Raw genomic sequence first — 13031 nt, forward strand, 5'->3', positions numbered from 1 at the left:
TTGGTTTAGTTTCTTTTCTTAGGATTGCTTTGGGTACGCAGTGATCAGCAAATCATTCCCTACATGTTCTACAGAATCGAAATTGACGTCTAGCGCCATATCCATCGTCTCAACATCACTTCCAGTAAAAGGTGTCAAGGAATGACGACCACCTAGAACTTTAGGTGCTATATAGATGAGAAATTTATTGATAAGCCCCTCTCGTAAAAAGGAACCATTCACTTCGCTTCCACCTTCAACAAGTACGTCTGTTATTCCCAATTCAAATAGTTGCTTTAAAATAAAAGTAAAATCTATTCCTTCATCCATTTCAGGAGTTAAAAATACTTGGACACCTTTTGTTGAAAGAGCGGCCTCTTTTTCTTCATCCACACCTTCTTTAGCAAAAATCCAAGTTTGTGCTTCAGAACAGTCCGTAATTTTTGCCTCTACAGGAGTTCTCAAGTTCGAATCAATGATAATACGGATTGGATTTTTCCCACCCTCTGGTATTCTCGTTGTTAACATCGGATCATCTGCAAGTACGGTTCCAATTCCAACAAGAATGGCATCTACTTCATTTCGCAAATAATGAACCTGTTGTCTTGATTCATCACCCGTCACCCATTTCGAATGACCGTTATAAGTAGCAATTTTACCATCAAGAGTCATAGCGACTTTGGAAATCACAAATGGAGTACTGTGAATCATATTATGAATAAAACGTTCATTTAATCGCTTCGCTTCCTCTTCTAGCACGCCTACCTCGACTTCAATTCCAGCCTCTTCGATCAGGTTAATTCCTCGACCTGCAACAAGTGGGTTCGGGTCTTTCATCGCAATGACCACTCGACTCACTCCAGATTCCTTTACTAAATTCGCACAAGGTGGCGTTTTTCCAAAATGGGAACAAGGTTCAAGCGTGACATAAAGAGTTGCTCCTTTTGCATGCTGACCCGCCATTCGAAAAGCGTGAACTTCCGCATGTGGTTCCCCTGCCTTACGATGAAGCCCTGATCCAACAATCGTCCCGTCTTTTATAATTACTGCTCCTACAAGAGGATTCGGATTTGTTTTTCCTTTTGCGGTTGCTGCTAAATCAAGGGCAAGCCTCATAAAATAATGATCGTTGTTCATGGCACATTCTCCTTAATTTGTAATTATCATTCTACTATTTTGAATATGCCCTGATTTCTCTACTTTTGTCGCCAAATAAAAGCTGTTATAATCGGAAACATCACCCCATAAAGGAATATGATCACGAATGATCAGCCCCTTTTGTTTGAGAGCGTCAATTTTTTTCGGATTATTCGTAATGAGTGTAACCGGCTTTTCTCTTAAACCAGTGAGCACTCTAATAGCTTCCTCATAAGAACGAGTATCATCCGGAAAACCAAGGGCATTATTTGCTTCTACTGTATCATATCCTTCCTGTTGAAGAATATAAGCTAATGATTTAGGGAATAAACCAATCCCACGACCTTCATGATTAGCTAAGTAAAAAAGCGCTCCGCTTCCATGTTCGACAATCATTTTCATCGATTGACGCAGTTGGTAACCACAATCACAGCGCTTACTACCAAAAATATCTCCTGAATGGCAGATACTATGCATTCGTATATAAGCTTCTTCTTCATGCTCAAAATCTCCGTATACTAATACAGATGATTGCTGAAATTTAGCTAAGTCGGCGGTAGCTAATGCTTCAAGCAAATCATCTTTTTCTGATGGTAACCCTTCAAGAGGGAGCCATGTATACCACTCGAAAGTAACAACTTGACCTTCAAGTTGAACAGGGAGTTTAACCGGACCGACAAGACATATATCTTTTTTATTTGTTTGTTTTAGAATCGTCATTTTATTCATCAAAATATTTTTTACTTTATCTGAAATCATTATGATCATCCTTTCAACATACAATACACTATCTGCATGTCACTTACTATATGTAAGTAAGTATATATTTGTAAACAATTGACGTCAAGTAATATATTTACTATTATAATAGTAATAATTAATTTTTCAACTGGGGTGGTTTAAATGGGGGAGAGTACTCTTTGTCCCAAGTTTCATAAAGCAATTGAGATTCTGAGTAAGCGTTGGAATGGATTAATTATTAACCAGTTATTATCTGGATCACAACGTTTTTGTACCATTAATGCCTCGATGCCGATCAGTGGACGACTCTTATCTGAGAGACTAAAGGAATTAGAAATCGAGGGAATTGTTTCAAGAGAGATTTTTCCTGAAGTACCTGTTCGTGTTGAGTATACGTTAACAGAAAAGGGCCTGGCTTTAAAGAATGTGTTTAAAGAAATTGATCACTGGTCACAAGATTGGATACAAACTAAGGACGATAGCACAAAAGGGTGATATTCATATATCACCCTTTTGTTATTGAAAAAGATTATCAAATTCGCCCCGCCGAATTTGCGCCCGGATTTTTATCACGCTTCAGAAAGCCACATCCTGTGGCTTTCGCCTGACTAGGACGTCCTGTCCTTCGTCGAGCTCGCTCGATCAATGACCTTTAAAAAATCCGAGGCATCCGCCGGAGGCTTAACTTCATTCAGTCGGGGTTTGAACCCCCACTGAATCAGAGAGCTTTTTGCATTCATCCCCCACTTACAGAAGTGGAGGACTTCTGCTGAATGAAGATAAAGTGGTCTACAAGATGTTCTATCCACTCCTTCGTACCCAACCTGATTATAGGATGCGAAGGAGTTTTTTATTTCTTTATTTATGAAAGGTTTATTTTTCGTCTATACTGACAAAATAATTCTTTTTACTTGAGGTGAAGAGCTTTGCCACATCAAATTTATTTAGGGTTTATTCGCTTACCGCTTTTACTAAGGACATTTTTGATTGCCATTTCTTCCATTATATTTTTTGGTATTTCCATTCATTATCTTGAAACGGAGCACTTCCCAACTATTTTTGATGGCATTTGGTGGGCCGTTATAACCGCCGCTACTGTTGGTTATGGAGATTATGTTCCCCATTCAATCATTGGGAGAGTATCCGGTATTTTATTAATTATCACGAGCGCTGGCTTTCTTTCCTCTTTTTTTATTACCTTAGCAACAACTGCTGCTACAAAACAAAATGACTATCTGAAGGGGAAAGCAAAATTTAAAGGAAAGGATCATTACATTATTATTGGATGGAACGAACGCTCGAGAACGATTATTAATTCATTGATTAGTGAAAAAAGAGTTGTTTCCATTGCTTTAATAGATGAAACCCTACCAAAGAATCCACTTCTGCATAGAGATGTTCATTTCGTTCAAGGGTCTTCAAATTTGGATAATGTGTTAATTCAAGCTAATATTGAAAAGGCAAAAAAGGTGATTATTACCGCGGATGCAAATAAAGGGGAGTCACAAGCCGATATGTATACGATACTAACCTTATTAACGGTTAAAGGGCTCAATCCACAGGTAGAATCGATCGTTGAGATCCTGACAAATGAACAAGTTGCAAATGCCAAACGAGCAGGAGCAGACGAAATTATTCAAACCAATATTTTAACTAGTTTCGTTATGCTTCAAAGTACTTCAGCACAAGATATGGTCACTTCCTTTTTAGATTTACTATATCAACTAACAGAGAAAAAACTCGTTTTTCAGGAAGCTATGATAGAAGAGATTGAGATGGATTACACCATTCTAGCTATCCATTTATTAAATGAAGGGAAAGCACTTTTGGGAATCCAAAGAGGTGAAGCCACCATCTTAAATCCTCCACAGCCTTTTTTAATTGAAAAACACGATCAACTAATCATCATTACATGATCGTGGGTGGGAGATTCACGTTGGCCTCATTAGATAAACAAAAGGCTGTCCCCAAAGGTAGCAGACACCTTGGGGGACAGCCTTTTTCTACTTATTTCAAACGCTTTTCTAATTCCGCTTTTTTCTCTTCAAAACCTGGTTTTCCAAGCAATGCAAACATATTGACTTTATATGCTTCAACACCTGGTTGGTCAAATGGATTCACACCTAATAAATAGCCACTCATCGCGCAAGCTTTTTCAAAGAAATAAACAAGGTATCCGAATGTATACGCATCAAGCTGTGGAACGGATACAATTAAATTTGGAACCCCTCCATCTGTATGTGCTAATAACGTCCCTTCAAACGCTTTATTATTGACAAAATCAATTGTTTTTCCAGAAAGATAATTTAACCCATCTAAATCATTTTCAGCCTTTTCGACTGTTAATTCATGTCGAGGCTTTTCAACCTTTATGACTGTTTCAAATAAATCACGACGACCTTCTTGCACATATTGCCCTAATGAATGAAGGTCTGTTGAAAAGTTAGCAGAAGAAGGATAAATTCCTTTTTGATCCTTTCCTTCACTTTCGCCAAACAACTGCTTCCACCATTCGGAAAAATATTGCAAAGCAGGCTCATAGTTAATCAGCATTTCAATTGTTTTTCCTTTATTATAGAGGAGATTCCTTACCGCAGCATATTGATAAGCAGCATTATACTCGAGTTCAGATTGACTAAAATCCTCACGAGCAGAAGCTGCTCCTTTCATCATCGCTTCAATATCAGCCCCACTAACAGCAATTGGTAATAAACCAACAGCTGTTAAAACGGAATAACGACCACCAACATCATCTGGAATAACAAAAGTCTCAAAGCCTTCTTCCGTGGCAACCGTTTTGAGTGCCCCTTTTGATTGATCTGTTGTCGCATAAATTCGTTTTATCGCTTCTTCTTTTCCATACTTTTCTTCCAAAAGCTTACGGAAAATGCGCAAAGCAATTGCAGGCTCTGTTGTTGTTCCTGATTTAGAAATGACATTAAGCGAGAAATCCTTTCCATCTAACAGATCCATCACATCTTGCATATAGGTAGAACTAATATTATTTCCAACAAAAATAATTTGTGGCGTATCTCTCTTTTCTTTTGACAGTATATTATAGAAGCTATGTTGTAATGCTTCAACAGCAGCACGAGCCCCTAAATAGGATCCACCAATTCCAATCACTAAAAGAACATCAGAATCTTTCTTGATTTTTTCAGCTGCTCTTTGAATACGTGAGAATTCATCCTTATCATAGTTAACCGGTAGATCAATCCAGCCTAAAAAGTCATTTCCTGCACCAGTCTTTTCATGTAATGAATGGTGAGCTACTTTAACAGCATCTTGTAAATATGTAATTTCGTGTTCACCAAAAAAGGCGAGCGCTTTTGAATAATCAAAATGAATATGTGTCATGATGTTCCTCCAATTTTTTAGTCAATATCACTTTAACGAAAGCAGGATATATAATCAAGAAACTTCTCTTACTTGTAAGCGTGCCCATTTCTTCACAAATCTCTACAAATAACTTTTGATTATTTTTTAATACATTCAAAACTGTGTGTGGCCATGAACAAAGCCAATAAATGATTCATATTTACAGGGAAGCACGATAAATGTTTTGATAGATAAAATTTTCCATGCTTTAGCCTCCTATCTCTCTCATTTACTTTTGAAAAATAAATAGATCATTCCTATTTTATTATCTTGCAAATGTGAGTTGAATGCAAAATCAACAAACACATAAAGAAGACTTCCGTCAGTGGGGGTTTTTCTTCATCCCCACTGATGGTTAGTAGCGCTTATCGGACCTTTACGGGCAGTAAGAGTGGGATAAAATCCATGATCATTACTTGTTGGAAAAATCACCTTTCTATGTGAAAAATATTGGTATTTTACCACAAAGTGAATAATTCTTTCTAATAGAACCATTCTAATGATGTACTTAATTTTTAAGGAGGCTAGTTGGTATGAGTGGTATTCAACGTGTTGCACTATTTATTACAATTATTGGGGCGATTAATTGGGGACTCATTGGATTCTTTCAGTTTGATCTTGTCGCATCCATTTTTGGGGGACAAGATTCGATCCTTTCAAGAATTATCTATAGTCTAGTTGGGATTGCTGGTCTAATTAATTTAGGACTTCTATTTAGACAAAATGAAGGAATCGAAAGATCACCTGAAACACGTCCAACAAGATAATAAACTGAACCGGTCAGGAAGGGTAGATCCTTCCTGACAAGGAAAAGGCAGCGCATTCTATGCACTGCCTTTTCTAGAGTTGAAGACTCTTTTTATTTTTTCTACTGCCCAATCGATCTGTTCTTTTGTAATAATAAGCGGGGGTGCAAAACGAATTACCTTGTCATGGGTTTCTTTGCATAATACCCCTTCTTCTTTTAATTCTTCACAATATGGACGAGCGGATTTTGTAAGCTCCATGCCAATAAATAGCCCTCGACCGCGAATTTCCTTTATTTTTGAATGGGTTATCTTTTTCAACTCATTTAAAAAATAGTCACCGAGTTCATGTGAACGCTCCACGAGCTTTTCCTCTTGAATAACATGTAGTGCTGCTACCGAAACCGCACACGCGAGCGGATTTCCCCCAAAAGTAGAACCGTGTGAGCCTGGGTTAAATACACCTAAAATATCTTTATTTGCCGCCACACAGGAGATGGGAAATACACCACCGCCTAGAGCTTTTCCTAATATATATACATCTGGTTCAATATCCTCCCACTCACAAGCAAACATTTTTCCTGTCCGACCTAAACCTACTTGAATCTCATCTGCCATAAATAAAACTTGATGTTGCTTGCACCGTTCATACGCCTCTTTCAAAAAACCTGCTGGAGGAATGATGATTCCTGCTTCTCCTTGAATCGGTTCAAAGATGAAAGCTGCTGTATTTGGGGTTATTGCTTTTTCCAGAGCGTCTACATCTCCATAAGGAATAAGCTTGATGCCTGGTAGCAGGGGACCAAATCCCCGTTGATATTCTTCTTCGGATGATAGGGAAACAGCCGTCATGGTCCGACCATGAAAGTTTCCAGTACAAGCAATAATTTCAGCCTGGTTTTCTGACACTCCTTTTCGATCATACGCCCACCGCCTTGCTGCTTTAAAAGCAGTTTCAATCGCTTCAGCACCTGTATTCATCGGTAAAGACATTTCTTTATTTGTCAGTTGACTAATTTCTTGATACCACGGCCCAAGCTGATCATTTTGAAAAGCCCGCGAGGTTAAAGTAACTCGATCGGCTTGATCTTTTAGAGATTCAATAATTTTCGGATGACAATGTCCTTGATTGACAGCTGAATAAGCGCTTAGCATATCCATATATTGATTCCCTTCTAGATCTTCAACCCAGACTCCCTTTGCATTAGAAATAACAACCGGCAATGGATGATAATTATTAGCTCCATATTTATTGGTTTGCTCAATGATCTTACTCGACTTTGTATTTTCCATCAGTCAACCTCCATTTCCTTCTTTCCGTTCCGAAGGCAAGTTATACTTTTGAAATAGGCTTTGTTAAACAATATTGTTGATGCTTTAAATGCCTTTGAGTAAGTAGACATTAATGCATGGGGAAGAAAAGGAAAAGAATCAAAAAAAGAAGCATAGACCATTATATGCATGGCCTATGCTTCTTAATAAATTATTTTTTAATTAAATTGTCACGTTCTGCTGATTGATCAATCCACTCTTGAAGCTTATCTTTTAATGTATTGAAGCCTTGTTCTGATTCAGTGTGAACCGGAGCAGCAGCTTGACGCTTATTAGTATTACGCGGTTTCTTTACCTTTGCATCTGCAACTTGAGCAGGCGCTTCTTCTGTTGCACGGATAGATAAACCAATTTTTCCAGCTTTTTCATCAATTGACAAAACTTTTACTTGTACTTCATCGCCAACCTTAAGATGTTCATTAATATCTTTCACAAATCCGTGTGTAATTTCAGAAATATGAACAAGACCTTGATGCTGTTCATCTAATGCAACAAATGCTCCGTATGCCTGAATTCCTGTAACTTTACCTGTTAATATACTTCCAACTTCCAACTTCTCTGCCATGGAAACACTCCTAATTTATCTATATTTTTATCCTGATTATACGCAATTAAAAATTATACCATAGTAAGAGGTAAAAATCAAAAAAATTTTAAATAAGCATAGTACGGTTATTACCTATTCTTTGTTAAAACTCAAAAATTTATGTGTGGAGAGGAATAAAATAAGGTGAAATTGGAAAGACTTACAATGTAAGACTAATATTCCCCCCTTTTGTTTTTAGACAGCCTTTCCGGCTGTCCTTTTTATTTTGGCTTTGTCAATGTTCTTATTGCCTTTGAAGTACACGTGCACTACGTTTTTCATTCGAATAAAACACATATCCACATACTCCAAAGGCAATATGTCAACATGAATCATGAACAAAGCCTTTACTTTAAAACTTTTCTTAAAAGATCAACCTCAATTAATTATTTTTCCGTAAATTCTCTATAAATCTTTTTATCCTTTTCATTGCCTCTTGAAGTTGTTCTAAAGAAGTCGCGTAAGAACAGCGTATATGCCCTTCTCCACTCTCTCCGAATACATCTCCTGGCACAACAGCAACACCTTCTTGTACTAGTAACTGTTCAGCAAATTGCTGTGAACTTAGTCCTGTTGATTCAATAGAAGGGAAAGCATAAAACGCTCCACCCGGTATATGGCACGTTAGGCCCATTTCGTTTAAAGACTGTACAATATAATTTCGACGACGGCGATAACTCTTAACCATTTCCTCGACATCTGAACGCCCATTTCTAAGAGCCTCTACTGCCGCATATTGAGCCGTTGTTGGTGCACACATCATTGCATATTGATGAATCTTTAACATCGCGTTAGAGATCACTGAAGGTGCACAGACGAAACCAAGACGCCACCCCGTCATCGCAAATCCTTTTGAAAAGCCTGAAATTAAGATGGTTCTTTCTTTCATATCTGAAATAGCTGCCAGACTTGTATACTCTTCATCATAAACAAGCTCACCATAAATCTCATCAGTGATCACAAGCAAATCATATTTCTTGGCTATAGTAGCTAGTTCTTCCAATTCCTTTTTGTTCAACATAGAACCGGTCGGATTATTTGGAGAGCATAACATAAGTACTTTTGTCTTTTCTGTAATCACTTCTTCTATCTGACTAGGTAGAATTTTGAAATCATTTTCCTTTAGCGTTTGAACTTGGACTGCAACACCACCAGCTAAATTTACCATTGGCGTATAAGAAACAAAGCATGGTTCAATAACAATGACTTCATCACCTGGATCTACAATCGCCCTCATTGCAATATCAATTGCCTGGCTCGCACCAACTGTTACAATAATTTCTTCTTCCGGAGAATACTCAGCCTTAAATTGTCTGCTCATATAAGACGATATTTCTTCCCGCAATTCCAGTAAACCAGCATTGGCCGTGTAAGATGTATAGCCTTGTTCAAGCGAGTTGATCGCTGCTTCTCTTACCCCCCATGATGTGACAAAGTCAGGTTCGCCCACACCTAGAGATATGACCCCCTCCATTCCAGCGGCAAGATCAAAGAAGCGGCGAATCCCTGATGGTTTTAACTCCTCAACGGTCTTTGATAAGTAAGATTTCTTTGTTCCTCGCATTATGGTGACACCACAATTCGTTTATCTTTATTTTCTGGTTCAAAGACAATTCCATCATGCTTATATTTATTTAAGATAAAATGGGTTGTTGTCGATATAACAGAATCAAGTGTTGAAAGCTTTTGTGATACAAAGCGTGCCACATCATTCATCGATTCTCCTTCAATAATCACCGATAAATCATATGCACCTGACATTAAATAAACAGAATTAACCTCTTTAAAACGATAGATCCGTTCTGCAACCTCTTCGAAACCGACGCCTCTTTTCGGCGTAACTTTTACATCAATCATGGCTCTAACGCCTGAATACCCATCTATCTTCGTCCAATCAATGATTGAAATATACCTTACAATAATTTTATTATCCTCAAGCTTTTTGATCATTTCTCCTGTTTCGTCAACGTTTAAGCTAATCATTTTAGCAACATCTTCAACAGATAAGCGTGCATCTTTTTCCAGAATTTCTACAATTTCCATTTCCTTTTCCGTTAATTTCATGGAAAAACCCCCAAATGTTTTAAAATAGTTCTATTATAGCAAAATTCCGAAGAATATTTCTGTTATTTTCTTATTTTCTTCTTAAACTACACAAAAAATTAAATTAATATCATTCTAATTTTTTTATCTCCTTTTATTTTAGCAAAGGGAGCAAATTTGAATCTTAAGATAAAAAGCTTTATTCATTTTTATTAAAAAAGGAAGCAGTTTTGCAACTGCTTCCTTTTTTAATAATTGTTTATTTTTCCTTGATTTCACCACAAGCAATTCGATCCCCTGCATCTCCCGCCGGTTGGGACATTCCGTCGTCTTTTCCATCGTGGATCACGATCGAAGTCCCCTCCTTAGGTAATAATGATGCCTTCCCTTCTTTTAACGTCACTTGTGCTGCCATTAATTCCGCCGTTGCTTTTCCATCATCCTCGACAATTAAATTCGGCAGGTCACCGGCATGTGGTCCTTCTGGATGAAGCAGTCCATGCTCTTTGTCATCTGGGTTTAAATGATCCCCAGCTGATTTGAAGTCAGGTGCTTTGCAAGATGCTTTATCATGAATATGGATCGCATGCTCCCCTGCAGGCAACCCACTTAAATTAACATCCGCTTTTACACCACTTGCTTGTTCTGTTAACGTGATGTTTCCAAGAGAATCCCCGGAAGCATTAAACATTTCTACATCTAATTTCGTTACTTCCTGTTCCGCGCAACCAGCCAGAAAGAAAAACGAAATCAAAAAGCCTATTTTTTTCATTTATATACCCTCCGTAAGACAATTTGTATTTAGTCTTAACGAACTGCTATGAATTTAAACGATTTATGAGACTTTTTGGATAAAAATCCATATAAAAAAGAACAGATTTACAGTTAACTGTTCTTTTCCTGAGTCTTTACCTTTAATTGTTCTTCTAATTCCTTTGCCTTCTTTTCTTCTCGTTTCGAAATTCTCATGAAAAACCTCATAGCAAGATAAGCCAAAACAGAAAATATGACAAGGTTAATGACAGCTGGAATATACTCCGATTTATCTTCTGGAAAATACATAAAAGAGAACAGAACATACGAAAAAAACATGTGCTTCTACCCTTTCTCATATGAAGTTTTTTATAAGATTAAGAAAAATAGAATTTTCTTTATTATATCAGTTTTTTTTGTATGATCCTAATTTTCTGATTTATTTTTGTGCAATACGATTCCTTCATTTATTTATTTCAACCATTTCTCTATTTGCTTTTTATTTTGTTTTTCCTCTTTTGTGAGTCATAATAAACTTACAATACAAACAATAGGAGGATGAACGATTTGGATTCATTGCAAGTAGGCGATACAGTAACCGCTATCTATAAAACAGGTAAATATATCGGTGAAATTACCGATATTCGTCCTGAACATTTTTTAGTCAGAGTACTTGCGGTCATGAAACACCCGATGCAAGGTGATTTGCATCATCCTAAGGATGTAGACGTACCCTTTTTCCATGAACGAAAAGCTCTTTCATACCGAGAACAAGCAAATATCCCCAAAAAGATGGTCAAACCTTTTGATGAAACCTTACCTGATTATGAATCATCATTAAAAATTGCCATTCAAATATTGAAGGAAGAACTAACGCTGGATTCCTCTTTATGGGCTGCACGAAGCCTTAAAAATATTGAAACGTTAGAAGTTGAGTATTTTAAAAAATAGGTACCTGAAAACAAACAAAAAGCCAAATCAACGTATATGATTTGGCTTTTTAGGCAAACTTATTAAATAGTTGTGACAGATCAACTCGGTCACCAATGGTTGTTTGTTCTGGATTATGCAAATATCGCTTATCCTTTTCTACTAGTTTAAAAATATGATAGGTAGTGAGCGCGTCATCTAGCGCACGATGATGCTTTCCAACTCCAACTCTACCGTACTCCTGCACAGCTTTCCATAACCCTGTTTGATTTTGATCCCCGAAAAACCGCTTGTATTCCATCGACAAATCTAATTCCTTTGCCCGAAATGGTAGTGCTACAGCAGCCTGTTCACAATTATGGCGCAACACTTTCATATCCATATTTCCCCAAGTCACCACAGTATTTTTAAAACCTTTTGTTAGGATGGAAAATTTATTGATTAACTCATAAAAACTTATACCTTGTTCGATCTGTTCCTGACGAATATGTAGGAACGACTTGCAACGATTTGATAAGACTGGAAATCTTAAAGGCATTACAAAGGAGGAGTACTTCTCATAAATCTGGTTATTGATAACAGAGACAATTCCCGCTTCAATAATTTCCGGATAAAATCCTTTTGTCCTTCTCCCTCTTTCCGGCATAGTAAATTCAAAATCAATAAACAAATATTGCTGATCGTCTGCCAACCCTCCACCACCTTCTTTTTACTTCATTTCAAAGTTAAAAAAAATGCAAATTTCTTCCTTAATTATACCATAAATCAAATTATTTTTTTATTTTTCTGTATTCTCATTCTTCTAAAATTAAGTGAAATAGAAATTACTAGACCTTTTATCAAAAGGCTATGTGAAGCAATCGTGTTGATATTCTAATGGCCTTTTCGTGTACGCATCCATTAAGTGATTCATACCGAATCAAACACATGGTCACATACACCAAAGATCATTTTATCAACAGTCACCATTAATATAGCCTATTAAAAAAGGGGATTGTCCCATAAGATGTCAGACATCTTATGGGACAATCCCCTTTTTTGGTTATCTTTGTTCAATACGAATATATTCACGTGGTTGAAACTTCACAAACGGCTCTCTATTCATGCGTTCTATTTGAGAATCATTTGTAACATTCATAAGCCCTGGCGTATTTTCTACATTCACTATATTTTCTGTGGAACCTAATGGCGTTTCTTCTGTTTGATCTAGCATCCAAGCTCCTGAAAATAACAAGAGAAAAATCCCAATAGTCGTTCCTATTTTTTTCTTCAATTTTCATCACCACCATTATTAGGATGATGAAAAAAACGAAAAAATATACTACAAAATATTTTTGATATAACAATTAAGTGAAGAGTAATCAATGAATCTAGCGGTTTTCCTAAAAGTAAATACAACTAACATA

General features: G+C 36.9%; 15 protein-coding genes. 4 read left to right on the forward strand and 11 right to left on the reverse strand.

What is annotated here, in order from left to right:
- Positions 1–18 precede the first annotated feature (18 nt).
- On the reverse strand, positions 19–1116 hold the full coding sequence (gene ribD, locus JMM81_RS16560) for a bifunctional diaminohydroxyphosphoribosylaminopyrimidine deaminase/5-amino-6-(5-phosphoribosylamino)uracil reductase RibD (RefSeq protein WP_256242670.1): 1098 nt from the start codon (positions 1114–1116) through the stop codon (positions 19–21).
- Positions 1117–1128: 12 nt separating this feature from the next.
- The gene (locus JMM81_RS16565) at positions 1129–1875 is read right to left on the reverse strand and encodes a GTP cyclohydrolase II (RefSeq protein ID WP_256242671.1); all 747 of its coding nucleotides are present in this window, start codon (positions 1873–1875) and stop codon (positions 1129–1131) included.
- A gap of 144 nt (positions 1876–2019) precedes the next feature.
- Between JMM81_RS16565 and JMM81_RS16570 the strand changes: the two genes are divergently transcribed.
- Positions 2020–2352: a winged helix-turn-helix transcriptional regulator gene (locus JMM81_RS16570; protein ID WP_256242672.1), complete on the forward strand. Its 333-nt coding sequence runs from the start codon at positions 2020–2022 to the stop codon at positions 2350–2352.
- 431 nt (positions 2353–2783) lie between these two features.
- The gene (locus JMM81_RS16575; protein WP_256242673.1) at positions 2784–3773 is read left to right on the forward strand and encodes a potassium channel family protein; all 990 of its coding nucleotides are present in this window, start codon (positions 2784–2786) and stop codon (positions 3771–3773) included.
- A gap of 91 nt (positions 3774–3864) precedes the next feature.
- On the opposite strand, the gene JMM81_RS16580 is transcribed toward JMM81_RS16575, so the two are convergent.
- Positions 3865–5214 (reverse strand): glucose-6-phosphate isomerase, encoded by a 1350-nt coding sequence (locus JMM81_RS16580; RefSeq protein WP_256242674.1) that lies wholly within the window; start codon positions 5212–5214, stop codon positions 3865–3867.
- A 554-nt stretch (positions 5215–5768) separates the two neighbouring features.
- Here JMM81_RS16580 and JMM81_RS16585 point away from each other — a divergent pair.
- A complete protein-coding gene (locus JMM81_RS16585; RefSeq protein ID WP_256242675.1) occupies positions 5769–6002 on the forward strand; it encodes a DUF378 domain-containing protein in 234 nt (77 codons plus the stop codon).
- Positions 6003–6059: 57 nt separating this feature from the next.
- Here JMM81_RS16585 and JMM81_RS16590 read toward each other — a convergent pair whose 3' ends face one another.
- From JMM81_RS16590 to JMM81_RS16615, 6 genes are all read right to left on the reverse strand, one after another.
- Positions 6060–7274 carry an ornithine--oxo-acid transaminase gene (locus JMM81_RS16590; protein ID WP_375162404.1) on the reverse strand — a complete coding sequence of 405 codons (1215 nt, stop codon included), beginning with the start codon at positions 7272–7274 and terminating at the stop codon, positions 6060–6062.
- A 190-nt stretch (positions 7275–7464) separates the two neighbouring features.
- On the reverse strand, positions 7465–7878 hold the full coding sequence (gene yugI, locus JMM81_RS16595; protein ID WP_256242676.1) for a S1 domain-containing post-transcriptional regulator GSP13: 414 nt from the start codon (positions 7876–7878) through the stop codon (positions 7465–7467).
- Between the two features lie 403 nt (positions 7879–8281).
- Complete coding sequence (locus tag JMM81_RS16600; RefSeq protein ID WP_256242677.1) at positions 8282–9463, reverse strand: aminotransferase; 1182 nt, start codon at positions 9461–9463, stop codon at positions 8282–8284.
- A complete protein-coding gene (locus JMM81_RS16605; RefSeq protein WP_256242678.1) occupies positions 9463–9963 on the reverse strand; it encodes an Lrp/AsnC family transcriptional regulator in 501 nt (166 codons plus the stop codon). Before JMM81_RS16605 ends, JMM81_RS16600 begins: the two co-directional genes overlap by 1 nt.
- A 238-nt stretch (positions 9964–10201) precedes the next feature.
- Positions 10202–10714 carry a superoxide dismutase family protein gene (locus tag JMM81_RS16610; protein ID WP_256242679.1) on the reverse strand — a complete coding sequence of 171 codons (513 nt, stop codon included), beginning with the start codon at positions 10712–10714 and terminating at the stop codon, positions 10202–10204.
- Between the two features lie 113 nt (positions 10715–10827).
- Entirely contained in the window at positions 10828–11034 is a 207-nt protein-coding gene (locus tag JMM81_RS16615; protein ID WP_256242680.1) for a hypothetical protein, read from the reverse strand.
- A gap of 228 nt (positions 11035–11262) precedes the next feature.
- On the opposite strand from JMM81_RS16615, the gene kapB reads away from it, so the two are divergent.
- On the forward strand, positions 11263–11646 hold the full coding sequence (gene kapB, locus JMM81_RS16620) for a kinase-associated lipoprotein KapB (RefSeq protein WP_256242681.1): 384 nt from the start codon (positions 11263–11265) through the stop codon (positions 11644–11646).
- Positions 11647–11695: 49 nt separating this feature from the next.
- Here kapB and kapD read toward each other — a convergent pair whose 3' ends face one another.
- Positions 11696–12316 carry a 3'-5' exonuclease KapD gene (gene kapD, locus JMM81_RS16625; protein ID WP_256242682.1) on the reverse strand — a complete coding sequence of 207 codons (621 nt, stop codon included), beginning with the start codon at positions 12314–12316 and terminating at the stop codon, positions 11696–11698.
- A gap of 351 nt (positions 12317–12667) precedes the next feature.
- Complete coding sequence (locus JMM81_RS16630; protein ID WP_256242683.1) at positions 12668–12898, reverse strand: hypothetical protein; 231 nt, start codon at positions 12896–12898, stop codon at positions 12668–12670.
- Between the last annotated feature and the right edge of the window lie 133 nt (positions 12899–13031).

It is taken from the genome of Bacillus sp. V3B (assembly GCF_024494465.1).
In the GTDB taxonomy this organism is placed as follows: Bacteria; Bacillota; Bacilli; order Bacillales; family Cytobacillaceae; genus Bacillus_BD.